The 24,909-nt window shown below is 44.1% G+C and carries 16 protein-coding genes; 12 read left to right on the forward strand and 4 right to left on the reverse strand.

Going from position 1 to position 24,909, the window contains the following annotated elements; all coding sequences use genetic code 11:
* Nucleotides 1-26: 26 nt before the first annotated feature.
* Nucleotides 27-1,886 carry a helix-turn-helix domain-containing protein gene (locus AB4323_RS09715; RefSeq protein ID WP_372152257.1) on the reverse strand — a complete coding sequence of 620 codons (1,860 nt, stop codon included), beginning with the start codon at nucleotides 1,884-1,886 and terminating at the stop codon, nucleotides 27-29.
* Nucleotides 1,887-2,192: 306 nt separating this feature from the next.
* On the opposite strand from AB4323_RS09715, the gene AB4323_RS09720 reads away from it, so the two are divergent.
* From AB4323_RS09720 to AB4323_RS09730, 3 genes are all read left to right on the forward strand, one after another.
* Complete coding sequence (locus AB4323_RS09720) at nucleotides 2,193-12,587, forward strand: hypothetical protein (protein WP_372152341.1); 10,395 nt, start codon at nucleotides 2,193-2,195, stop codon at nucleotides 12,585-12,587.
* Between the two features lie 27 nt (nucleotides 12,588-12,614).
* Nucleotides 12,615-16,130: a hypothetical protein gene (locus AB4323_RS09725; RefSeq protein WP_372152260.1), complete on the forward strand. Its 3,516-nt coding sequence runs from the start codon at nucleotides 12,615-12,617 to the stop codon at nucleotides 16,128-16,130.
* A 62-nt stretch (nucleotides 16,131-16,192) separates the two neighbouring features.
* The gene (locus tag AB4323_RS09730) at nucleotides 16,193-17,143 is read left to right on the forward strand and encodes an OmpA family protein (protein WP_229647202.1); all 951 of its coding nucleotides are present in this window, start codon (nucleotides 16,193-16,195) and stop codon (nucleotides 17,141-17,143) included.
* Nucleotides 17,144-17,246: 103 nt separating this feature from the next.
* Here AB4323_RS09730 and AB4323_RS09735 read toward each other — a convergent pair whose 3' ends face one another.
* Nucleotides 17,247-17,666, reverse strand: a complete 420-nt coding sequence (locus tag AB4323_RS09735) for a BLUF domain-containing protein (protein ID WP_229647310.1) — start codon at nucleotides 17,664-17,666, stop codon at nucleotides 17,247-17,249.
* Nucleotides 17,667-17,872: 206 nt separating this feature from the next.
* The gene (locus tag AB4323_RS09740; protein ID WP_017065380.1) at nucleotides 17,873-18,064 is read right to left on the reverse strand and encodes a hypothetical protein; all 192 of its coding nucleotides are present in this window, start codon (nucleotides 18,062-18,064) and stop codon (nucleotides 17,873-17,875) included.
* A 528-nt stretch (nucleotides 18,065-18,592) separates the two neighbouring features.
* On the opposite strand from AB4323_RS09740, the gene AB4323_RS09745 reads away from it, so the two are divergent.
* The 8 genes from AB4323_RS09745 to AB4323_RS09780 all read left to right on the forward strand — a co-directional run bounded on the left by AB4323_RS09745 (nucleotide 18,593) and on the right by AB4323_RS09780 (nucleotide 23,363).
* Nucleotides 18,593-19,018 carry a hypothetical protein gene (locus AB4323_RS09745; protein ID WP_017065381.1) on the forward strand — a complete coding sequence of 142 codons (426 nt, stop codon included), beginning with the start codon at nucleotides 18,593-18,595 and terminating at the stop codon, nucleotides 19,016-19,018.
* Between the two features lie 218 nt (nucleotides 19,019-19,236).
* Nucleotides 19,237-20,049, forward strand: a complete 813-nt coding sequence (locus AB4323_RS09750; RefSeq protein WP_017065382.1) for a hypothetical protein — start codon at nucleotides 19,237-19,239, stop codon at nucleotides 20,047-20,049.
* A 146-nt stretch (nucleotides 20,050-20,195) separates the two neighbouring features.
* Nucleotides 20,196-20,717, forward strand: a complete 522-nt coding sequence (locus AB4323_RS09755; protein WP_372152263.1) for a GNAT family N-acetyltransferase — start codon at nucleotides 20,196-20,198, stop codon at nucleotides 20,715-20,717.
* 123 nt (nucleotides 20,718-20,840) lie between these two features.
* Complete coding sequence (locus AB4323_RS09760) at nucleotides 20,841-21,092, forward strand: TIGR03643 family protein (protein WP_017091136.1); 252 nt, start codon at nucleotides 20,841-20,843, stop codon at nucleotides 21,090-21,092.
* A 58-nt stretch (nucleotides 21,093-21,150) separates the two neighbouring features.
* Nucleotides 21,151-21,546, forward strand: a complete 396-nt coding sequence (locus AB4323_RS09765; RefSeq protein WP_102320616.1) for a DUF3465 domain-containing protein — start codon at nucleotides 21,151-21,153, stop codon at nucleotides 21,544-21,546.
* 50 nt (nucleotides 21,547-21,596) lie between these two features.
* Entirely contained in the window at nucleotides 21,597-22,133 is a 537-nt protein-coding gene (locus AB4323_RS09770; RefSeq protein WP_372152266.1) for a GNAT family N-acetyltransferase, read from the forward strand.
* 14 nt (nucleotides 22,134-22,147) lie between these two features.
* Complete coding sequence (locus tag AB4323_RS09775) at nucleotides 22,148-22,909, forward strand: nucleotidyltransferase domain-containing protein (protein ID WP_372152267.1); 762 nt, start codon at nucleotides 22,148-22,150, stop codon at nucleotides 22,907-22,909.
* A 61-nt stretch (nucleotides 22,910-22,970) separates the two neighbouring features.
* Nucleotides 22,971-23,363, forward strand: coding sequence for an NUDIX hydrolase (locus AB4323_RS09780; RefSeq protein ID WP_372152270.1), 393 nt, complete (start codon nucleotides 22,971-22,973; stop codon nucleotides 23,361-23,363).
* Between the two features lie 168 nt (nucleotides 23,364-23,531).
* On the opposite strand, the gene rplY is transcribed toward AB4323_RS09780, so the two are convergent.
* Nucleotides 23,532-23,810, reverse strand: coding sequence for a 50S ribosomal protein L25 (gene rplY, locus AB4323_RS09785; protein ID WP_017060373.1), 279 nt, complete (start codon nucleotides 23,808-23,810; stop codon nucleotides 23,532-23,534).
* A 367-nt stretch (nucleotides 23,811-24,177) separates the two neighbouring features.
* Between rplY and AB4323_RS09790 the strand changes: the two genes are divergently transcribed.
* Entirely contained in the window at nucleotides 24,178-24,906 is a 729-nt protein-coding gene (locus AB4323_RS09790; RefSeq protein WP_372152273.1) for a glycosyltransferase family 2 protein, read from the forward strand.
* The last annotated feature ends 3 nt before the right edge of the window (nucleotides 24,907-24,909 follow it).

Raw genomic sequence — 24,909 nt, forward strand, 5'->3', positions numbered from 1 at the left:
TTTCTATCGTTGGTAAAATCCGGTGCTTAACCATATTTACTAATAAAAGAAATAACATGTTTATTACTCAGTAATTCGATCTTGTCGATAGTCATTACGCAATAGCGGTAGTTTTTGTTTTTGAAGGTGATGTTCGACTTTTGTTCTGTTGGTTCTGAAAACTTCCATATTTCAAATCCGATGTTCTTCATAAGTTCCAATGCACTTGGGTTCTTTATGATCATGGAATACTTTTTAATCTTAGTATTTCTTGCAAGAAGCTTCATATCGGAAATCAGGTTCGCAATAGATTGTTCACGCTTCTCAGAGTGACCGCTAACCACAATGTAATTTAAGTTATGATTAGAATCTAAAGAGCAGGCTTGCTTAATATGTAGATGTTTATTTTGGTATTGCTCGAATACCTCTTCGTTGAAGAAAAAACCTAGGCTATGACTAACAATATCGCCATTAACATCGACCATTTTTCTGCCATGCGCCTTTTTTTCACTGCAATAGAGAAACAGGTCGATAGTATCAAGAGCTGAAGGATCCACCTTTGTATATTGTGAAATCAGCTTTATTCTATCTATTACTGATTTGTCATTCTGATCTGTCATTAGTGGCATGATCTGACAGTCGCAGCCTTCTTCTATTTCCCCTTTAGTGATAGACGATATTCGGCTTTGAAACGAAAAGAACCTCTCACGAAGGAAGTCTTCAAGTAATGCACTGTCTTCGTTATCTTCTGAATCAAAGGATTTCAACGTTGTATACAAGTCCAGACCAAGGCAGTCCAATAACTTTAGGGCTTTGTAATTACTTGGTTTTACTTTGCTATTTTCCCATCGATTTATCGTTACGACATCTACAGAGCTGAATTCATCATCTAAGTGATTAATGTATGCCGCAAAATCCTTTTGCGTTAACTTCAATTTCTTGCGCGCTTCGCGCAGTAATTGCGGAAATTTCATCATGGTAGAATATTCATCTTTGATTAGTGACATTACGTTCCGATTAGTCAGATAGTCTATTTTATCAATCGTTAATATACAGTAGCTATAATATTTATTTTTGAATGTAATATTACATTTTTTAGCAGAAGGTTCTGAAAATTTAAATACTTCAAACCCCACACTCTTCAAGAGTCTCATCATATTGGGGTCTTTTACTAAAACAGAATATTTTTTAATGTTTTTGTTCTGAGAAAGTAACTGTATGTCTGAAACTATATGCTCAATAACATGATCTTTTGTCTCTGAGTGTGAGCTTATATTAAAATAATTTATGCTTTTGCTTGAATTTAAAGAGCAGGCCATTCTTAGATCTAGCTCTTGAGTTTTTAATGTTTCAAATTGATGGTCTTCAAAGAAAAAGCCTACGTTGTGACTCACAATGTCGCCATCAACATTGATCAGCTTGTGACCATGTGCTTTTTTCTCACAGTAGTAGAGATATAAATCAATTTGGTCCAGTGGCGAAATATCGACTTTTGTGAATTTAGAAAGTAGTTTGATTCTGTCGATAACGCCAGTGTCACACGGCTCTGACATTAAAGGCCGTGACTTAAAGTTGCGTTTGCCTTGTTGTTGATTCAGGCCTGATAGAGCTGAAATTCTACTTTGAAATGAGCCATAGGATTCGTTTAAAAACAGTTCGATTAGTGTGTCTTTTTGTTCGGATTTAAAGCTCTTTATTGTCTCAAATAAATCTCCGCCAAGGTACTGTAAGATCTTGAGTGCTTTGTATGTACTAGGCTTTACCTTACTGTTTTCCCAACGATTTATCGTTACGACGTCAACCGCATTAAACTCGTCGTCCAGCTGATTTAAGTAGGTTGCAAACTCTGTTTGTGTAAATTGAAGTTCCTTTCTGAAGTTACGTAACAACTGTGAAAACTCACTCATTAAAACATTAACCTTCTGATAATTAACTCAATGTCTTGATTCTAATTTAGACATCAGATTCTCTATTTAACATCTTCAGTAATTTGTTTTTTACAGATGTTAATTGTTCGGATTATTTGAACTGTATGTTGCGCATGTCCCTAATAGGCTAAGTGCCAAATTAGTGACGTCAAATCTATGGCTTTTTGCCTAGACACTTGTCAATCTACTGTGAAGTGCGCGTTAATGTTCAGATACAATCTTGCCTTTTTCTTATCCATTCTGCTGTTTCCATTGGCCTCCTATGCGGACACAACGGGTCTTGTTATGGATCTGTCTGTTGACAGTGCGTCTTATGACAACGACCAAGAGGTGGCTTATACGCTTGTTTTAACGAATGAGTCGGATAAAGCTATTGCTGAGTTGGACGTTAAGGATGAGCTGTTAAATATCTTAACGACAGATGACCAAGGGAATAATGTCAGCGCGTTCTCGCAAGTCTCGACTCAAGCGCAATCCTCCTTCCTGTCATCTCCAGGTGATTACAGTCGCTTCGGAAACTTAGATGCATCAGGTGTGCGTATTGCGGCTGGTGGGTCGGTGACCTACACCATGGTCGCCACCGTTTCTGCTGACGCAGCCGGTACGATTGATAACGTCGCAAGTGCGAGCACTGGACTATTGGATGCTGTTGAATCAAATACAGAATCCATTCAGCGTGGTGTGTACCAACATGATGTTGTTGTTTCAGTCGATAAGACGAACTATCAACTCAATAACAAACTCACCTACAAGATTAAGGTTTCGAACACTGGCGATACGTTTATTCAGACGATCGACGTTCAAGATGTCATTTCAGACATAAAGGCACTCAATATTGAAGGGGCTTTGCAACAAGCCTTTACTGACAACGTTAACTCAGTAAGCAAGGTTGAAGGCAGCAAAAGCGATCCAGGCACCTTCGCCGAATCAGGGGACTTATCAGTAAGTGCTGCGTCGATTGATATAGGCGGTTCTGTGACTTACGAAATTCAAGCGACCGTTGCCGACAATTTAGTCGGCGACATTGTTAATGACGGTATAACCGCTGAAACACGCGATGACTTGGTCACAGTTGATGAGGTTATCACTCCACCCACTGAGCCTAGTATCACCCTGACACATACCTTGAACCAATCGGATAACTACCTAGTCGACGATGAGTTTTCCTATACGGTCACGGTTGCTAACCAAGCAAACACTGGTATCGCGTACCATTATTCGGTTCAGCAGTTTCTTGCGGATCTTGAAACCGATCTAGGCAACGATGTCAGCAACGAAAAGAACGCAACTGACACGGTTGGTAACCCTTACGATTTTTGGACCAATGAAGTGACCTCGATCGGTTCTAATAGCCTTTCTGAACTCAATGCATCTGGAAAGGAGTCCAACAAGTCACTAGAAGACAAAGTGTCTATCTATCCCGGTGAGCAGATTGTTTATTCCGTTGTGGTGGACGTTAGCCCTGTGTCTATTGGTCAAATTCCCCAAGTTGCAGCCCGAGTGGTTGATGCTGATGGCCACGCAGATTCTGGCGATGCTTTGGCCAATATTCTCGATTCGAAAGACGTTCTGACGACGTCATCAAGTCAAATTACACGTAATAAGAACACCACAGATACGACTTATGTTCCGGGGATAGTCGGTGATAACGAAGTGGTCTATGACATTGTTATTTCTAACAAGGACACAGAGTTCTTCGCCAACGATATCGAAGTTGTCGATAAATTTGCTTGTATCGTGACAGAGCAAGCGGATGGCTCTAATGCTTCAGCATTTTCCGAGTGGAAGCTTGAAGTCGCTGATAGAAGTGGTGAAGGATCGAATTATGGTTCATTTAATTACAATACTTGGACAACAAACGACATCAATTTGAAAGTCGACCTCGCACCTGAGGGTTTCGTTCATTATAAGCTGACCGCAAAAGTGGCAGACACCAGTGTGGGGCAGATTGTTGATGATGGTACCGATGCGGGCTTGTGCTTAGGGGATAACTTAGGCGAGTCAGGCTCTGGTGTACAAATGCCAAACTCGAAATTAAAAGTCCAAAAGGAAGTGGATTCTCGTTACTACTCAGCTGGCGGTACCCTGAACTACGACATCACGGTAGAGAATAACGGTGACGGCTACGCGATTGATGTACCGGTTTATGATGATTTAGTCTCTGTCATGACTCAGTCTATTAACGATACACCGACTAAAGCATATTTGAGCTGGGTTATTACTGCGAAATCCTATGCCTCTGACGGCTCAATTTCGACAAACAGTGATCCCGGCTTTACTGGTCAAATTGAAGGTAATCAAAGCAATAAACTTATCTTGGACGAGAAGGCTAAGTTGGCCCCACACGATAAGATCGTTTATAGCATTGCGGCGATCGTAAACCCCATTGCCGATGATGAAATCCGTAATGAAGTGACAGTCGACAGCGTGCTTTATTCCGACAGAGGCTCATACCCACGAGATTACTACTTAGTATTGGATAAGCGTGTTGATGGCCATAACGAACAAAACGCGTATACCGACACCACCAATACTGTCACTTATACGATCAGCATTACCAACCCAGCAGGGAACGGTTTCGCCTCTAACATCAATGTTAAAGATGAAATCAGTACCATAGAAGCAGAGTTACTTCACGAGCCGGGTGAAACCAAGCCCGTGTTCTCTTCGTGGACGATCAGTGCAGAAAGAGAGGCAGACTCCCCGTGGGTGAAAGCCGTGACTGACCCTGGATCGTTCTCGGATAACAATGATCTGGATGCCACCGCTCAGATCCCGCCAGGTGCGACGATTACTTATACCATTGTTGGGACACTCGATCGCAGTGTCGACAGTGAGATTCTTTGGGGAGCATTCACCAATACCGCAACAGTGACGGGACCAGATACTAATCTATCGGATACGGTACGTACCTATCCTAGCGAGCCGAATCTTGTAGTCGCTAAGACCGCTCAAAATACCGACTTTGTTGTAGGTGAGCGCGCTACGTTCGATATTTATATCTATAACCGCGGTGTTGGCTATGCAAATGACGCAACGGTACAAGATAGTATTTCAGCGCTTAACTTCTTTAATAGTTGGACAATTGTAGGTTCGACCAACACAGATAAACCGGGTTCTCGTTACGGTGACATTGCTAACGACACTGACATCGATACCGACGTTGATATCACTCCCGGAGGGTGGGTTCACTATGAGGTGAGCGGCATTGTTAAGTCTGACTATGAAGAAGAACAAGTATCGAACCGTGTTGATGTTTACGATCCTATTACAGACCGTGACCACAGCTCTTCCGCTCAAATAGATAACTCACACAGTACCTATGACATCAATGTTTCATTAGCCAAAACGACCGATGTTGTCCGCTACACGCCGGGTGAAGATCTCACCTACACCATCGTTATTGGCAATAACAGCGACACTGATGAGACCGATCTTATCTTCATGGATCGCCTGAGTGAGATCACTACTACGCTAGCGAATGATAAAGATGGTGAAGTAGAAGATGTTCTTAATCAAAACCCGTTTGACTATTGGTCTGTTGATACTGGCTCTGGTTTCGGCCCTCAAACGACTGAAGATGTGGAGTTCCCAGTTTCAATTCCGGCCAAAGACTTTGTCACGGTGCGTATTAAGGCGCATGTCAAAGACAATGCGGTATCTAACGGTGTAGCGGACAGAGACGGCGGCATAATCCGCAACGAAGCCGTGCTGATTCATGATGATAATGCCGGTTGTACTGACGATTGTGAGTATGCCAAACGTGCCGTGGCTGAAAACCATCAGGTACATAATAACGGCGGCGTTGTTCGCACTACTAACATTAACCGCTACTCTCCGGGAGATGAGTTGACTTATACCATTAGGTACAACTCTCAAGATGGACATGGTTATCGAAACAACGTAGACGTTAACGAACTGATTAATGACATATCAGTGGAGCTACAAGATGGCAATTCAGGTAATCCATTTTTCGATGATTCGGTAGGTTCAAACAAGTTTACGGTGGCGGTTGCTAAGAGCGATCCTGCGAACGCGGGTACAACAGATGGTACCAAAGACGGTGATGTTGCGAACGACACTGACATCGTAACCTCGATTGATATCGATGCTGGCGAAGACGTGACTTACACAGTAACAGGTACCGTAAGACCGGATGCGGTCGGTGATATTCATTATCGAGATACCGTCGTGATTCCCGATGGCTACCATTTAGATTTTGATAAAACGACTGATGAAGCGGTGTACGAGCCCGCTCAAACCGTGACCTATCACTTAGTGATTGAGAATGACGGCAAAGGTAATGCTCACGATATTCCAATCGTCGATAACCTCGAAGATATTACGGTCAGCTTAGTGGATGGTAATACAGGACCAGCGTATTCAGATTGGACCATCACATCGATCGCAACTGGAACCGATTCTGAGTATGTGGATGCGGGCGCAGGTGCTGGCAATGTTTACACATCAACCAACAGTAACTTAAATGTTGAAGCCGATATTCCGATGGGCGCTAAGCTTGAGTACCAAGTTGTCGCGACCATAAATGACAAAGCCAATGGCGATGTTGTTAACGTTCTAACCGTTGATGGCGACACCATTTCTCATGATATTCAGCAAGAAGCTCGTAAAGTTGATTTTGAAAAGAACATTCTGGCGTATTACGACACGGATGAAAACGAACTGGTTGGCGCAACTAACTACATGCCAGGTGGTTATGTTGAATATGAAATTTTAATTGAGAACATTGCGAGCGCCCACGTTGATGATATGAGCTTGCGTGATGACATCGACCAAATTAACACTCAATACTTTGATGGAACGCGTGGCCCTGCATTTGATAGCTGGACGATTGAAACATTCACTGATAGCTCAGGTATTTCCAACCCAGATGTTGATAACTCAATCCAAGACAATAAGCCGATTGATACTCACTTCGATATCTCGGCAGACAACTTTGGCCGAGCTGCATCGTCAGCGTTTGTCCGCTATGTCATAAAAGCCAAGATCAGTCCGAAAGCGGTTGGTTCTTTTACCAACAAAGCTTTCATCGACGAAGACAATGGCAATGAGTTGATCGCGGTATCGCCACCATCAACGATGGCAGATCCTGAAGTCACGTTCTCTAAAAAAGCGTTTTATGATGCAGGCTTCTCTTCGCAAAAAACTGAATATTCTCAAGCTTCTGGTGAGAGTGAGGTTTATTACCGCGTTGAGATTAAGAATGCGGGTGATGGTATTGAATATGGTTCTCGCCTAGAAGATGCGATTTCGGAAATTCAAACTCGTATTGCAGAAGACAGCACCACAACAGGTGGTGATCCTGTTGGACAACCGTTCCTGGCTGGCTGGGAAGTTAGCCTAGATAAAACGGTTGCGACAGGCTCTATTACCGACGCGATTGACTTTGTACCGGGCAATAACATCGATATTGATAACGACATTGTTATCGCGCCTCAAGAAAGCCTAACGTTCACTATTCATGCTCAAATTCGTGAAGATGCATTGGGTGACATTCAAAATAAAGCGACGTACGACGGTAGTGCTCGAACAGCGAATTTAATGCCGCTTGAAAATAATACCAGTGTTGAAAAACGTGTGGTGTCGATCAACGGCAACCCGTTCAGTGATGGTGATACCTATCTTCCGGGTGACGAAGTTGAGTATGAATTTGTAGTCACAAACCCTGAAAACGGTTGGGCGAATGATATTCAGGTCAAAGACACAATCACAGACATTCAAGTCGAAGTGATTGGCGGTAAAACGGAATCCGCTTTTGTTTCTGGCGATATGACCCATGAAGTCAGCAATGGTATTGATGCCAATATTGATACTTATGTACCAAGCTACAACACCAGTGGCAACCTTGACATTGAAACCGATATTGCCGCGGGAGAAGGGCTGACCTTTAACTTAACCGGTGTCGTTCGTGACGACGCTTTGGGCACGATTGATGCGAACCAAGTGACCGCAGGAAGTGGCTCTGCGACGTCGCAAGTGATACCACCTAAAGATGCCGAGCTCGATTACTTCAAAACCTTGGTGTATACCGATGGTGAATCGGCAGGGTGTTCTGTTCCTTCAAACGATGGCAGTAGTTGTACCTACGCACCTCGCGGGGATGTTGAGTATCAAGTTACGCTAGAGAATACGGGTGATAGCATCGCGAATGACGTGAGTGTTATCGATGCTATTCATACCATCAAAACCGAAGATGGTGATGATGCGTTCTCTGAATGGACCACCGCGATTGCTGTGGAACCTGTTGGTTCTTATGACGTACGAGGTAACTACAACGGTAGCGTCCCATTGAATGCAACTGTCGATCTTCGTCCTGGCGAGCGTATTGTGTTTGATGTGAAAGGCACCGTGTCGACTTCAGCGACAGGCACTATTACCAACACGGCGCAAGTGAACGGTGATAACACCAACGACATCGTACTTGATCCGGGTCGCTCGAATATCCTAATTGATAAATGGACGGATACGCCTGAGTACGTGCCGGGAGGAACAGTGAATTACTACATCGACATCACCAATGACGATGTGGATTCTGGCCTGTTTTCTATTCGAGACATCATCAGCGGCTTTGAAGTCGAGACTGTCGATGGCTCAATGAAAACGGCACTGACAGAATGGACGGTTGATTACGATGTGCTTTATAACTCGGCGCCGTCAGATCTCAACGCTAATGACTTCTCAGAGCTTGATAAGCTAGTTGGTCAAAACAGTCCAGACATCGATTTACCTGTTGAATCGATCAAGATGGCTGGGCGTGACGATGCCGGTACGGGTGGCGGCGATAATTACACAGTTGTCCGTATTCACGTCCAAGGCAAGGTACGAGATGACGCGATTGGGCGCTTTACCAATACGGCTTATCTACGACATGGTTTGGACGATTCGAAGATCGCTCGCTTACGAGAAGGCTTTATCACTCCGAAGTCGGGTCAATTGGTTCTAACCAAAGAAACGACGCCAATTGCAGAACCTGATGCTAAGTATCAACCGGGTCAACCTATCTCATACAAGATCACCGTGGCTAACACAGGTGAAGGTTACCTTGTCGATCAAGTCCTGACGGATCGCATCGATACCATCATGACAGAGGTGGCTAACAGCCCAGATCAAGAGCAAGCGTTGACAGGTAATTGGATCATTAGCGACGAACAGCTTGATGGCAGTGGCGATCCAGCCCTGAACGCTCGCAAAGATGTGGTTAATAACGCACAGGGTTATAGTGCGACTTACAGCATTCACCCGGGTGACAGTTATTCATTTGTCGTGACCAACACTGTTAATGATAAGGCCAAAGGCGAGATCACTAACGTCGTTAAAGTTGATAGCGACGACGGTGAGCACTCTGCAGACGCGACCTACATTCCAGAAGATGCGCAAGTTGAGATCACTAAAGATGTCGATAAAGCAGAGTACCTTCCGGGAGAAACACTTCAGTACACCGTGACTGTTAAGAATAACGGCTTAGGTTGGGCTGAAGATGTTGCTATTGAAGATGCGCTGAAGTCGGTTGAAACCACGATTGCAGGTGGTACGACTGAACAAGCTTTTGACCCTGCTTCAATCCAAATATCGGCGGTATCGACAACCGGTGAAACCCCAGTACCGGATGCAACCCGTGGTGAAGACCTTCATGAGACGCTCGATATTGCGCCTCAAGACAGTATTGTTTTCACTATTCAAGTTGCGACTAATCCGTTGGCGACAGGCGATATTACTAACATCGCATCAGCGACCTTTGACGGCACAACATTTGATGACAGTGCTACCAGTACACCAGTGTTGGCGACGGTTTCGGTCAAGAAGACGGTTGATACGCCATCGTATGAAGTAACCAAGCTGATTAACTACGACATCACCGTAACCAACAGCTCTGATGCGTTTGCATCTGGTGTTCAACTTCAAGACATCATCAGTGACATTCAAGTCGACACGACCGCGGATAAACAAGAGTCGGCATTCCTACTATGGGAAGTGAGCTTTGACGCCTCGGATGATCGCTCTGTTGTCACTCCCAAGACGTTCGACTTGAGTGAAGATATCGATGTGAGTATGGATGTGGCGCCACAAAGTACCGTGACATTCCATGTTAAGGCGTTGATTCGTACGACGGCGATTGGCGATATCAGTAACACGGCAACCATCACTTATAACGGAACACCACAAGACTCAACGGTAGTCATGACACCGAAAGACTCTGAGTTTGTTGCGACGAAAACTAACGTACAAACCGAGTATGAGCCGGGTGGTGAGCTGGAATTCTTGATTACCATTGAAAACACCTCTAACAACTACATCAGCGATTTAAGTGTTGTCGATGACATGAGCACGATAGAGGTGGGCTATTACGATGGTACCACTGGGCCTGCTTTTGTTGCTGGAACCACTTCTTTGGTTGTTGAGTCAACCACGGTAGGAACGACGACGGAGCAAATTAGCCCGATTGAGTACAGTGTGGATATTGCACCGCACGGCACAGTTGTGTTCCGCTCAAAAGGCACCGTAGTCGATACCGCGACCGGACACATCATTAATACTGCGCAAGTAGATGGCGGCGATGTTATCAGTCCTCCAGTTCAAACAGTTGCGGCTGTGGTTCAAGCTGAGCTGTTTACCGATGCCCCGTATTACGTGCCGGGAGAGCAGGTTGAGTATCACTTAGTGGTGCAAAACATAGGCCGAGGTATAGCCAAAGATGTCGCGCTTTACACCCAGTTCTCTGAATCCATGGGTGATCATATTGATGGTAATTTTAGTAATGCGTTTGATGAATGGACACTAACGGCAACATCAGAAGGGGCTGAAACTCAACCTGGCACCTTTGATGACGACAAAGACCTGTTCACCTTGGTCGACATATCGCCGGGCGGCAAGATTGATTACACGTTCACATTGACGGTCAACGAAGACATGCTGACTAATATCGATGTGCTTGGATACTACCTCGACTTAACTGGTAGCCCAGCGATGCGCGCTCGTTCTAAAGGCATGTTGGCCTCTGAAACCTCGATGCAGGCATTGGCAGATCAAGTATCTGCTTTGGATTTGCCGCCAGTGGGTGCTGATTTGGTTGTTGAAAAACGTTCTGATAAGCCTGAATACACCGAAGATGACGACAGTGTCACTTATTACTTAGCCGTGACCAACAACGGTCAAGGTAACGCGGCTAATGTTCGTCTAACCGATGAGATCAGTGGACTACAAAACAGCACAGGTAATAAAGTCTTTATCGATTGGACAATTGAAGGTGTGGAAGTCGACGACTCGGGCGCGGTTATTCAGCGTCATTCTTTCCCGTCGAATAAAGACTTAGACACTACCGTTAACCTGAAATCCAACAAACGAAATGCTTACGCGTTTGAAGTCGTGGGTACGCTAGGTAAGGGCTTGGATGACGACATTACCAATACCTTTACGGCGACTGAATCTGACGGTACTGAAACCAGCGACAGCGTAACTACTCACATCAAGAAGATTCCAGATAACTCTGGGGAGTTGGAGCTAACCAAGTCTGCGCTGCAAGATACCGCGCAAGTGGGTGATGCAGTTGAGTACGAGATCATCGTTGAGAACAACAATGAATCTTACTTTAAGAACGTGACTGTGGAAGACCGTTACCCAGGTGGTCTGAAATACATCGTGGATACATCAGAAGTTGTGCTAAGCGGCATTGATGGTGAGTTCGGTACGGAAGACGATCAGGTTATCTCTCAAGATCCATCAGATACGGGCAAGTTAATGTTCACATCGTTGAACTTTGATCCGGGCGAGAAGCTGCGTATTCGTTACTTATTGCGTGTCTCGGTAGGTGCCACTTTTGGTGATTACATCAACACCGCAGTAGCGAAGGTTGATGGCTCGGCTGTTTCTAATGAAGACACCGCCAAAGTGACCATTGAGCCGGACAAGGTGTTCGATACCTCATCGATCATCGGTAAAGTTTTTGAAGATCATAACAAAGATGGATTCCAAGCTGATGCAACCGCGTTTGATGTTGAGCTAACTGCGAACTTAGCAACACAAGGCTACATCGCTGATTCGACGCACATCATTCGTGATGGTCAAGACGTTGCTATTCAAGATGGTGCGATAACCACTGCACTTGAACAAGGTTTGGAGCTTGGTGACCTTTGGGGACATTCAGTGAACCGAACACTGCCAGAAACCAGCAAAGTGGTGATTCAATTTAAAACTCGCACACAGCAAAGCTTTGATTTCTACGTCACAACCGATGCGGGCTCTCGTATCGAGTTCGACGCACAAGGTCAGATTCAGTTTAAGCATGAATCGGACAAGAAAAAGGGACTGAGCGCGGAAAACCTCAACGTAACCAGAAACCTGTATCGCGATGGCGAGGATTACCTGTGGGAAATCGTTATCGAGAACAAAGGTATTTACGAAGATGGTATTCCGGGCGTTAAGTTGATGACGGTTGAGGGAATCGTTATTTACACAGACCAGTACGGTCGTTACCACGTGCCCGACCAATGGGTACTCAATAAGAAAGGTAAGAACTTCCTCGTGAAGTTGGACACTGATTCGCTCTCCACCTCCATGGAAGTGGTGAGCGAAAACCCAAAAGTGTTGCGAATTACCCCGAACAAGCTCACCAAGTTCAACTTTAGCGTTCATCGCAAAGACCAACAAAGTGAACAGAAGTAAGCCATTGGAACCGTAACTGGAAATTGTATGAAAGTATTTAGTAAGTCTCGTTTAGCGACGTGTGTGTTAACAGCCATTCCTGTGATGGCGGTAGCGAAAGACACAGGTAAGCTTGAAAAACTCGGTTCTGAGACGACTGGCATTGAAATCACCAAGCCGAACCAAGACCAAGACAGCTCGCGTATTTACTTAGAGCAAGGCGCTATTTGGGCAAGCCGTGACATCACTCGCTTTGACCCAGTATTAGATGTCAGTGTCAGCGATGAATTAGAAGTCGAACAAGGCACACTGCGTGACAGCGTCGGTTTCACCATTACCACCAACTACGGTTACTACATCAAAAAGTACCAGTTGGAAGTGTACCGAGTGGGTGACTTTGGTCTGTCTGAGCCAATCGCTGTGCTTGAAGGCGATAAACTGGCGAACGACTCTGACATCAATTGGGATGGTCAAACTGATGTTGATTATCAGTTTGAGGTCGGTGAGCAGCTGATGTTCCGCCTAAAAGCGTGGGACAAAGATGGCAACATGGATGTGACCACCGTTGGTGTGACTGACTTAGTTAAGCCGGACTCTGAAGTCGATATCGACCGAAACGATAACGACGATGAAGAGAGCAAAGGTAAAAGTTACGGACAGGCAAAGCTGATGCGTCACAACATCCCGACCAATGCGGGTTTAGCGAAGTTCATCGGCACTGGCTTGAAAGGCGTAGATAAAGTCATCATCGGTGAAGATGAATTTGATGTCGAAGATGGCAACTTATATGCAGACCAGTACTTACCAACAGACTCCTACATTTTCCCTACCAAGGTTGTGTTTGATAACGGTGATGAACGTCGTTACAAGCTGTACGTTCGTATTCCAGATACGTACTACGCACAAACTGGCTTGGCTGATCTTTATGTTGGTAAGAATAATGTGTCTGGTAATAGCGATGCATTAAGTGTCGATGACCAGTACCAAGATGACATCTACAACCAAGGTCGCTTAGCGTACTTTGGTCAGGGTAAATTTGGCGACAAACTTCGTGTAACGACTCACTTTGATACGCGAGAAAGTGAAATCAAAGACATGTTCAAACATCCGTTCGCCTCCGACGATTCGGATGTGTTCGATATCCTTGAAGACGACGATGAGCTTTATTACGGTAACTATGGTGACAGCTCAAACATCGAAAAAGTGGTCAACACCAAGGGCAAGGTTTACCTCAATGTGGAATACGATAAGTCTCAATACTTGTGGGGTAACTACAACACGGGTTTAACAGGCACTGAGAACAACGATTACAACCGTAGCCTCTATGGTTTCAAAGCTGATTATCGCACTCGCGATACTACACAATACGGTGAAGATCGTCTGAACATGGTCGGTTTTACCGCAGAAGCTGATTCCTTGTATGCACACGATGAGTTCTTGGGTACAGGCGGCTCTCTGTACTTCCTTCGTCATGGTGAAGCGGTACCGGGAAGTGACAAAGTTTACGTCAAAGTAAAAGATGAATCTGGCCTAGTGCAGAATGAAATCCCACTTGAGCCGGGCGTCGACTATGACTTTGACCCGTACCAAGGTCGAATTATTTTGACCAAGCCACTCGACAACATCCTATCCGACAGCTTTGGCAGCGTGATTGAAAACGGAGACGATTACGAAAACTTTCTGGTTGTAGACTATGAGTACGTCCCACAAGGTTCAGATTCATTAGATGCGATGTCTTACGGTGGTCGTGCTAAAGGTTGGATCAACGATTACGTTGGTGTTGGCGTGACGTATGCGACTCAAGAAAAGGACAACCAAGACTACGAGTCTTACGGTACGGACTTAACGTTGCGTGCAACAGAAGGTACCTACATTAAGGCTGAGTTTGCACACAGTGAAGGCAGGCAAACCGAGTCGAATTTCGTCTCTACCGATGGTGGTTTAACCTTTACGCCCATTGGCGATACGTTAGAAGATCGCGAGGGTGACAGTATCCAAATAACGGCTGTGACTAGCCTTTACGATCTTGCTCCAACCATCTTTGGTGCCGTTGGCAATGACCTTAAGCTTTGGTACCGAGACAAAGACGCGGGATACAGCTACGCGAGCAGCAGCGATGATCTAGAGCAAGAGGCATACGGTGCTGAAGTTCGTTTACAAGCTACTGATCGCTTGGCGGTTCTCTCTCGCTTCTCGACCAATGAAGAGCGCGATGTCGATGGTAATCTAGAAACAGATACTGAAACGATTGAGATCGAGACTCAAGTTAAAATCACCGAGCACATCAAAGTTTCGGCGGCAGGGCAACAAACTGAAGAGCTTAACCAAAACGACGAGCACAGCGATGCGACCTTAGCAGGTGTGCGTTTGGAATACATGTGGGACAGCGAGAACAGCGTTTACGTCAAAGGGCAAAAGACCGTCGACCAGTCGGATGACTATGACGAAAACGACAGCGCGTCGATTGGTGCTGAATTCCAAGTGTTGGAAGACTTGTCTCTTGGTGGCGAATACACCGATGGCGACCGAGGCCAAGTAGCAGAAGCGACTGTGACTTACGATGTATCCGATGACCACTCAACCTACGTAACTTATGTAGATGATAACTACGAAGGCCAAAACAACGTGATTGTTGGTCAGCGTGCAGACCTCACCAGCAGTGTCGATTTTTACCAAGAGAACCAGTTTGTTGATGAAAATGATGGTCATGGCCGTATCGACTCATACGGCTTTGGCTACGATGTGACGGAAGATGTCGAGATGGGGATTGGTTATCAGCTTGGTGAAATTGAAGATGACCAGAACATTACCACAGAGCGTGAATCCATCAGTTTCAATGCCTCAATTGACCTAGATGACATAACCCTTAGCCACAAATTTGAATACCGAGTGGATAAGAGTGAAGACGACCCTGACATCGCTCAGCGAGAACTTCAACAAATCGTGACGACCAACCGTTATACGCATCACTTAACGGAAGAGTACACATTGTTCGGCAAGTACAACTACTCCATTACCGAAAGCGAGACTACGGGCGAAACCATGGCGCAATTTACTGAAGCCACTGGCGGCCTCGCGTATCGTCCGATCTACAACGATCGACTCAATTTACTGAGCCGCTACACCTATATTGCAGATTTCGATCAACTGGATCGCGATGTGGATTATCAAGACGAAACCAGTCAGATCATTGAAGTTGAAGCGATCTATTCGATTGACCAACATTGGGACGTCGGTACTAAGTACGCCCATAAAGACAAACAGCAAGCTTTTGAACGAGCATCTGGTGCGAATGAGATGGTTAAAAGTGACATCGACCTATATGGACTTAGCGCTTCTTATCGCGTGATGAAAGAGTGGGATGTGACGGGTGAATACCACTGGAAAACAGACACACTCAACGATGAGCTAGAACACGGTGCGCTAGTTTCGGTGAACAAGCACATTGGCGAGAACTTCAAAATGGGGATTGGTTATAACTTCTCTGCGTTTGATAGTGACTTAACCAATGATGACGACTACGACGCATCCGGTGTGTTCATTAACTTAGTCGGTAAGATCTAAGCCTGCCCCAAAGTGGGTTGAAAGTTAAGAGTTGAGAATTCGAAGTGACAGTTAAGAGTAAGATGAAAACAATTATTTTCCTAATAAGCGCAGTGATGAGTACTTTGCTGCTGTCCGGCTGTGCAACCGACACCTATGTGAGTCAGGAGAACCGAGACAAGTTTGCTGGTATCGATGTGTCTAAGTTTTTAATCAGCGAGTGTTTGGCGCCAGAGCGTGAGGTGCATATCGCCATCGCAGAGCATTTTGCGTTTGATAGATATCAATTACGCGACCTCGACAAGATCAACTTAGATACCTTTGTTAAAGAGATCAGAGGCTTAAAAGGGCGCATCACGATTGTCGGCCATACTGATTTCAAGGGTTCTCTCGAATATAATGAGCGCCTTTCACAGCGCCGTGCTAAATCGGTCGCAGATTATTTGAAAGGGCAACTAGACCCAACGCAATATGACTGGGAAGTGAAACATCTTGGTGAGACTCAACCTCTTCTGTTTGGTAAGACAGATAAAGACCGAGCGGAGAACCGCCGTGCATTTATCGTGTTTGAAGAAGCTCAGAAGTACGAAGAGATGCCTTTCTGTGAGCCGCCAAAACCAGAACGTAAAGTTTATATGGCAATGACGCCGCACTTCGATTTCGATAAGTCAGTACTCAAGCAAGAAGACCTAACTCAGTTAGATGACTTCACAACGAAGTTGAGCGGCCTGCAAGGTAGCATAATGGTGGCAGGGCACACCGACCAAGCGGGTTCACTTTCTTACAATGAAAAGTTGGCAGAGCGCCGCGCAGAAACAGTGGTTGAATACCTCAAAACCAAACTTGACCCTAAGCTGTTCAACTGGGAAGTGAAGTCATTTGGTAAGTTGCAGCCTGCGATTAATGAACGCTCTGAAAAAGCCGATGCATTAAACCGCCGCGCGTTCATTGTGTTCAAAGAGTCTGATATTACCGCCGAACAGCAAGCTCTTTCTGGCAGTGAACAAGAGGCGTCGAGCAGCGAGAGTGAGTAGAAATTACTGAAGAATAACAAATAGATGCCTCTATAAAACGCAAAAAGCCCCATACGTTGGGGCTTTTTGTTGCTCGCTCTAGGGATTAAGTCGGGTCGAATATCTATTCAGATGGCAAATTTTTCTTTAACTCTAAAAGCATTCGGTAAGCACTTTCGCCAGACATTTCGTACGGGTTAAATTGATCAGATGTTGAAAACTGTAAATTAACCAGTTCAGTTAGGCTAGATTGTGGAATATCACCCATAGACCAATCACCAAACTGCCTACAATCGATCTCTTTGAAATATAAAATCATGACGTTTTTGTGTCGCGTGTCATTCAAGATATGATTGTAAGTATGGTTCACTGCGGTTCTCGAACCTTCAATACATTGCAGGAAATACTTATCATTGTGGCTTAGAAGGCCTGTTAAATGGCTTTGCTTATTGCGGTCGTGTGAAATCTGAAGAATGTCGTTCAAAGCCTGAGAATCGCAACTTTCACAGAGCGTACTGACATAAATTAACCGAGTTAGGAACACAGGCATCATTTCGAATTTTTGTACAAAGGGTATTAATAAATATAAGCCAAGTTCATGGAATTGCGAGTCATTGATTTAATTGTCACTCGGTGGCTTTTGGAAGAGAAGAGGATGGGGATGAAGTAGAAAAGGGCAGGTTGCAAGATACGCTAAAATGACTCGAATGTTGGCCATTCAATTATTTTAGCGACCTGCTTGTGAGCTCGTTAGTTGTTTAGAGTTGAAATCGATTCAACGTTAGAAGAGGAATCAAATCGAACGTTGACCAACACATTTTCACGTTCGAAAGTCACATCATCAAAGTCAGTCGTTGCGATCTTAAATCCATTTCTTGCGAATAAACTCGTCACCGTTGTTCGTTGTTTCTGTTCCATACCGCATGTCAGTAGTTCGTTCATCGTGATCTTCATTAGGTAACCGTGTGCATAGTGTAAGCGTACAGACTCTACATTATGAGATCAATTGCTTAATCGATAAGCTATATTGATATGTTCAATTGAGTGATTCAGGTATTTAAAAGCCGGATGGATAGTGGGCAAGGGAGTTATGCGACCTATGACAAGTGGAGCGTTATGTGACCACTGTTCAGCATTCCTTGAACACGAAGTTTGTCGCAAAAATCGCGTTGAAATAAGTGGTTACAAAGCAGGAGGAATTATGCCCGCCGTTTGGTATGTTTGGTCGGTTATTGGAAATATTATCGGCCTATATCTCACTTAACTAAAGTACATCGATTTACGATGAGTAGACTCCTCAATAAGCCTTCTTTTTATTTGAATTTTATATGCTAAGTGGTGTTGTTATAATTGTTATTAATTGCATAGGCTTGATTTTAATATTGGTTTGATTTATAAAACAAGCATTCGTTCATTAACTTCATGATTATATTAGTTTTTACTAACCTTTAAATAACATGGAGAAAGGCGATGAATAAGAACCAAACACGCAACAGGTTAGCGAATTTAGTGCGACTTCGTAGGTCATACAAAGCATCAGACTTTCTGGTGGGTTCTGATGAACTCCGAGTTAAAAAAGATGTGTATAGCTTACGTAAAATCAAACAGTTAGAAATTCGTCAATTGGGTCTTAAAGAAAACGCAATCAATATCGTTTCGTTGGCTTTAGTCCTCTCGGCGGCGACTTGGGCATTTGTTCCTCAGTTCGGTTTACCAATGCTTGCACTGACCTTTATTTTGGCGTTTGTTACATGGCGACGATATGAGTTGCGTGCAGAGTTTAAAGGGGCCGATGAAACTGGCGACCATTGGGTTTCCGTGGCGCGCGGTTGTACTCGAGAAGAGTTCAAAGTATTGAAAAACGTTGAATTGGCTTTACGCGATCAGCTGTCTTAGTGGCTAGATCTGTTAAGGTTAAGGTCTTATAAGCGTTAAGCTCCCATAATCAACAAGGCTCGTCATTGTATGGCGAGCTTTTTATTTTCTGAAAAACACAGGTAGTGCAGGTTACTTTGAGAGGCCAATGCTTATATGTGTAATGGGGGTTGATATGAATCTTAAGTCACGGCGTTTTTGATGCTCTTTGTGGTTTTGAATATAGGGAGAGGGTGGAAATGAATACACGAGTCAGTGAGAGTTCTTTTAAAAGGCTCATCCAGTTAGTTGGTTGTGTTTTGATTATAGTGTTGAGCAATAGTCGACTCTCCAATGCTCAAAGCATCGAGTTTCCTACTTGTGTACAGAGCGAGGTTTTGAATACAGAAATCCACCTTTATGTTGATGAATCGGTGTTAGATGAATATTCCAAAGCATTTATAGCCTCTAAAATAGCGACATGGGAAAGTTATTCGAATCTGGTGTTAAAAAACTCCTGCGTCCCTATGACGAGAAAAGTCACTAAGGTGACTTATACGTCTGAAATCGACAGCCTTTGGTTTCAAGATTTGGGCGCAGCAGAGAGGTTATTAAAACTCTCGATGGAAGAACCGATTCCAGAAACAACAGAAGACGGCGTCCCCATTTTTACTGGGATAGTATTTTCTAATTATAATTTTAGCTTTGAGTCTGATTATTGTGGTATGTCTTCTTCGGTATCCTACTTTTTTTCTTTAGCGATAAACTGCCCTGATTACTTAATGGAGCATGAAATTGGCCATTTAAGTGGTGCTAATCATGACTATAAAACGTTATTGAAAGATTTTGATAGTATAGAAAGTTACATTTCTGGAACGTATCCAAGAGCTCCTCAATATTCCTTCGGTACAATTTGTGCTGACAGAGGCACAGTGATGTCTTATGAGCGAGATGTTATACCTGCATATTCCAGCCCGGACATCAGAGTAGATGGCACAAAGTGCGGGGATAGCAAATACCACAATAATGCGAGAGTGCTTAGAGAGTTCGCACAAGCTTATTTAACCCCATGATTGCCTCGCTGCTAGATTGGTAGTCATCCGATTTAGTTACTTTAGTATTAATGGTTATTATGAGATTACTAGCTGCTGTGGTCGCGACTAATCCCTCTAGAAATTAGACCAAGAACCAAACCTAAGCAGCAAACCAAGGAGAGAAAATGCAGGTAAGTATTAGGCCCGCCATGTCTAGCGAATTAGCCACCATTTATGCTTTGGTTATCTCAAACGATGAGTGGACGAAGTTTAACGGCCCTTATTTCCCATATTCCCACCCGTCATTAGACGAATTTGAAAGCCGTTCGTTTCAACGGTTACTCAATGGATCCGACTTACAGTTGGTGGTTGTAGACGATGTGCCTGTAGGAACCGTCAGTTGTTATTGGGAGTGTGAAGAGACACGTTGGCTTGAAGTCGGAGTAGTCATTTATAACTCCGACTATTGGGGGAAGGGTATTGCTGCGTTAGCTCTTCCTCTTTGGGTATCTTACCTATTCGAAAACAAGCAGATAGAGCGTGTCGGTTTAACCACTTGGTCGGGTAATCCGCGGATGATGTCACTAGCCCTCAAATTAGGCTTCCAGCAAGAAGCTAGGCTAAGAAAAGTGCGTTATTACCAAGGCGAGTATTATGACTCGATTAAGTATGGTCTATTGCGTTCTGAGTGGCTGGAAAGCAAATAGCCATAATTTGAGTTAGCTTGTTGTTTTATTGAACTTTATAAGTCGTGTAGTTCAAAGTGGTCACTTGTGATCTTTAAATCTAAGACGGGCGTATTTCTTCCAGTTTATAAAGGAAGAGTATGCATGATGCTATCTAAAGAGAATGAATCAAGAATTATCGAAATGGCGTGGGAAGACCGAACGCCATTTGAGGCAATAGAGCACCAATTTGGTTTAAATGAATCACAAGTGATTCGTTTCATGCGTAGCCATCTCAAGCTTGGCAGTTTTAAGCTGTGGCGCTCACGTGTTTCTGGGCGCTCGACCAAGCATGTAAAACTACGCAGTTCGGACGTTTCGAGAGGTTATTGTCCAACTCAGTACAAGCATTGTTAAAAGAGGGGATGCCCAACCAGTATCCCAAATCAACACACAGATATGGGAAATGAAAGGAATGAAACAATTTTTCGCTCTACTTATAGTGCTGCTTAGCTTCGGCATCAGTCATGTTCAAGCGAATGATACGCGACTTAAGCAAGCTTACGAAAATCACCAAAGCGACGTTCAGGTGCGCGGATCGGGTACGGTGTATCGAGTACTTCCTGATGATAATAAAGGCTCTCGACATCAGAAATTCATTTTGCGACTCGATAGCGGACAAACCTTGTTAGTCGCACATAATATTGACTTAGCGCCTCGTGTTCAGGGACTGGCAAAGGGCGATCGAGTTGAATTTTATGGTGAATATGAATGGAACAAGAAAGGTGGCGTAATGCACTGGACGCACAAAGACCCTCGTAATCATCACACTCATGGTTGGTTGAAGCATAACGGGAAAGTATACGAGTAAACACCTCCGAGACTTTTCTTTTCAAGGCTATAAGATAAAAAGGAATTTTGATGTTTAAGCTGGAAACTGACAGGTTGATTCTTCGAGATATGAGTCTCGAAGACGAGTGTGCCTTTGTTGCGATGTCTCAAGACGCTAAGTATCAGCGTTTCTATGATGAAAGTGATTGTGAACCTAACAAATATCGAGAGCTAACCCAGTTGTTTGTTGCACAGGCTTTGGAAGTACCACGCCAGTCCTATCAGCTAGCGGTTGAAAGCAAAGATTCGGGGAAGTTTATTGGAACCGTTTGTTTACGTCTTGAACGCGATAAACAAGCTTCAATGGGCTGTGCTTTATCGAGGCAAACTCAGGGGAAAGGGCTTTCTATAGAAGCATCTGAAGCCCTCGCTGATTTTGGTTTCTCAGAGTTAGGCATACACCGTATCTACGCCGAAACCATCAGCAAGAACTTGGCTGCGATTAAATTATGTAAGTCACTGGGAATGAAACAAGAAGCGTGTTTTAAAGCTCATCGATTCTTCAAAGGTCAATGGTGGGATACAGTTGTGTTGGCGGTTCTACGTTCTGATTGGAAAAAGGCTTAGTGATGGAAAGTGGTATGCAGAAGCTAGATAGAGGGCTCGATAGAGAAGGGTTCATTCAAAATCTTTATTCGCCAAAGAACATTGCGCCTGAATTTCAAGACGTGGTGTCAGCAGTCGTTGATTCGCTGCTAAGAGAGCTTCCAGGTCAAGTTGATGGTATCTACTTGTATGGAAGCGTGCCTAGAGGAACGGCCATTGTTGGTAGCTCTGATTTGGATGTTTCTATCGTACTCGCTACGCCTGTTGGTCAGAGAGAAAAGGAAGTATTTAACCTACTTTCCGACACCATACCCCAAACCTATCCGCAAGTGACCAAGCTTGATATCGATCCTGGCTTCCTGCGGGATGTTCTGCAACCCAACGAAGAATTCCATTGGCAGTTTTGGCTCAAGCATTGCTGCTGTTGTGTTTGGGGGAATGATTTATCTAATGAGTTCCCACTATACAAACCAAGCATTGAAATCGCTCAAGCTCTCAATGGTGACTTGTCTACTTTTCTTGAGCAAATGCCCTCGAGTTTCAAAACAATGACTGATGCGGATATCGTTAAGGTAATTGGTAAAAAGTTAGTGCGAGCGGCGTATTATTTTGTGGCTGAGCAAGACGGCAGTTGGTACACCAATCTGAGCCAGTGCGCTGCAGTCGCCAAGCGCTATTACTCCAATCAAAGCGACGATATTGAGCTAGCTCATCAATACGCTCTCGGAAATTTGATATCTAAAACAGAAGCTTTTGAATTGTATGAAAGGCTGAGTAAAAAGCTTGTTGTAAATTAAGCATTAACACAAGCTAGAACAACAAACTTAACTACCTTTGTAACGGCTTTAGGAAAATTAGATGGATGTCCACGAGTGTGTTTCTTTTATCATGCTGAAGGAATCGCAGGTATTACTAGAAAATCGTAGTGAGTCTAGGGAGACCGATCCCGGTTTAATCACTATACCTGGCGGCCATATTGAACACGGTGAAAACCAGGTTCAGGCGCTGTTTCGTGAACTTGATGAAGAGCTTAATGTTGTTCCGATTGATTACCAATACTTGTGTTCGCTTTACCATCCTACGAAGGAACTTCAGTTGATTCATTATTTTATCGTGAGTGACTGGAAAGGAGATATCACCGCTCAAGAGACTGATGATGTTAAGTGGTATTCACTAGGTTCAGCTCCTGTTGGTATAGCAGCCGATGGTATTGCTTTGAAAGAAGTAGAGCGCGTGGGTAGGTATCTTTAGTTTGGATTCGATAAGATGTTTTGGACGTTTTTTGAGGGCTCAAAAACGGTGAAACCCCGATGTTGGTAGCATCGGGGTTTCGAATTTCTAGATTTCTCGACTGGTAAGATCGATTATCTTTTCTATGCAGAAGGCTGGATTAATCCAATCTTATTCCTTGGTAGGGAATTAGATGCGGATGAAGTCCATGTGCTCAACTTTTGGCTTGAACGCGTGACGTTGAACGTCTTGTGGCTTAACCTTAACTTCTGCGCCGTCAATCAGTAGAGTGATTGCTTCGTAGAATTCAGGCTTGTCCATTTGGTTGATCACATCAGCGTGAACAAGTTCGATAGCTACAGCTTCAGCTTCGCCACCGTAGATTACAGCTGGGAATTTACCAGCGTGACGTAGGCGGCGGCTCGCACCTTTACCTAGTTCAGTACGTACTACTGCTTCAAATTTCATAGTTTTACTCTCAAATTAGTAAAAATTAACTTCACACCTCAATGCGACCTTGAGTGTGTGGTAATGCTTAAACATAAAAGTTCATGCTTAAGCGAGCGCGGATACTAACATCACATTCCAATATGAGCAAGTCAGAAGCCCATCTCAAAGTGAATTTCCTTAGATAATGGGTTCGTTTGGAGATAAAACGTTCGCTAACGCTTGTTTAGTGCATTTTAACCTCTTTTACATCGCCATTCTTATCTATTTATATCACCGCTAAATCATCAAGTTAATGAACGGAAAATGAATGTTTGCCTAAGACTTGGTTAAGGCTTAGTTCGTTAATCTTAGTGTTAATTAAACAGCAGAATGAATAGGTGAAAATATGGAACCGGTAAGCATTGTCGTAATTACGCTAAACGAAGAGAAACGCATTAGCCGCTTAATGGAAGAGTTGAGCGCGCAAACCCACCAAGAGTTTGAAGTGATTGTTGTCGACTCGAACAGTGAAGATAACACCAGAGAAGTCGCACAAGCCTATGAAAGTGCATTGCCAAAACTGACAGTCCACCATATGCAAGAACGCGGTGTTAGCCTTGGTCGAAACTCCGGGGCTGCTTTGGCTCAATACAACCGAATCCTTTTCTTGGATGCCGACGTAAGCTTGCCTCGAAACTTCCTTGCGAAAGCGCTTTATGAATTAGAAGAGAACAAGCTTGAAGTTGCTGGCGTATACATGAGTTCAAAAGGGCTGCAACTGGTTCATAAACTCGGTTATGGGCTGTTTAATGCGGGCTTATTTGCGACGCAGTTCTTTTTCCCAACCGCGATTGGCGCGTGTATTTTCTCAACCAAAAGAGCACATGAAGAGATCGGTGGTTTCGATGAAGAGATTGTCCTTTGTGAGGACTGTGATTATGTAAAACGTGCGAGCAAAACATGGCGATTTAGATTCCTAAATATGACCTTTGGCTTTGACCCACGTCGATTAGATCAAGATGGCGTTGTTAAGACAGGCTCTACTTATCTTAAAGCCAATGTAAGACGCTTCTTTAAAGGCGAAATGCGTAATAACGAGATGAACTACAAGTTTGGTCACTACAAAGAACAGTAAGCG

Origin of the sequence: Vibrio sp. 10N.261.52.C11 (genome assembly GCF_041471405.1) — a bacterium.
In the GTDB taxonomy this organism is placed as follows: domain Bacteria; phylum Pseudomonadota; class Gammaproteobacteria; order Enterobacterales; family Vibrionaceae; genus Vibrio; species Vibrio crassostreae_C.

Excerpts from the sequence above, each read along its gene's own strand:
- AB4323_RS09715 (WP_372152257.1), bottom strand. The coding sequence starts at position 1,886 with ATGAGTGAGTTTTCACAGTTGTTACGTAACTTCAGAAAGGAACTTCAA.
- AB4323_RS09720 (WP_372152341.1), top strand. The coding sequence starts at position 2,193 with ATGGATCTGTCTGTTGACAGTGCGTCTTATGACAACGACCAAGAGGTG.
- AB4323_RS09725 (WP_372152260.1), top strand. The coding sequence starts at position 12,615 with ATGAAAGTATTTAGTAAGTCTCGTTTAGCGACGTGTGTGTTAACAGCC.
- AB4323_RS09730 (WP_229647202.1), top strand. The coding sequence starts at position 16,193 with ATGAAAACAATTATTTTCCTAATAAGCGCAGTGATGAGTACTTTGCTG.
- AB4323_RS09740 (WP_017065380.1), bottom strand. The coding sequence starts at position 18,064 with ATGAACGAACTACTGACATGCGGTATGGAACAGAAACAACGAACAACG.
- AB4323_RS09745 (WP_017065381.1), top strand. The coding sequence starts at position 18,593 with ATGAATAAGAACCAAACACGCAACAGGTTAGCGAATTTAGTGCGACTT.
- AB4323_RS09750 (WP_017065382.1), top strand. The coding sequence starts at position 19,237 with ATGAATACACGAGTCAGTGAGAGTTCTTTTAAAAGGCTCATCCAGTTA.
- AB4323_RS09755 (WP_372152263.1), top strand. The coding sequence starts at position 20,196 with ATGCAGGTAAGTATTAGGCCCGCCATGTCTAGCGAATTAGCCACCATT.
- AB4323_RS09760 (WP_017091136.1), top strand. The coding sequence starts at position 20,841 with ATGATGCTATCTAAAGAGAATGAATCAAGAATTATCGAAATGGCGTGG.
- AB4323_RS09765 (WP_102320616.1), top strand. The coding sequence starts at position 21,151 with ATGAAACAATTTTTCGCTCTACTTATAGTGCTGCTTAGCTTCGGCATC.
- AB4323_RS09770 (WP_372152266.1), top strand. The coding sequence starts at position 21,597 with ATGTTTAAGCTGGAAACTGACAGGTTGATTCTTCGAGATATGAGTCTC.
- AB4323_RS09775 (WP_372152267.1), top strand. The coding sequence starts at position 22,148 with ATGCAGAAGCTAGATAGAGGGCTCGATAGAGAAGGGTTCATTCAAAAT.
- AB4323_RS09780 (WP_372152270.1), top strand. The coding sequence starts at position 22,971 with ATGGATGTCCACGAGTGTGTTTCTTTTATCATGCTGAAGGAATCGCAG.
- rplY (WP_017060373.1), bottom strand. The coding sequence starts at position 23,810 with ATGAAATTTGAAGCAGTAGTACGTACTGAACTAGGTAAAGGTGCGAGC.
- AB4323_RS09790 (WP_372152273.1), top strand. The coding sequence starts at position 24,178 with ATGGAACCGGTAAGCATTGTCGTAATTACGCTAAACGAAGAGAAACGC.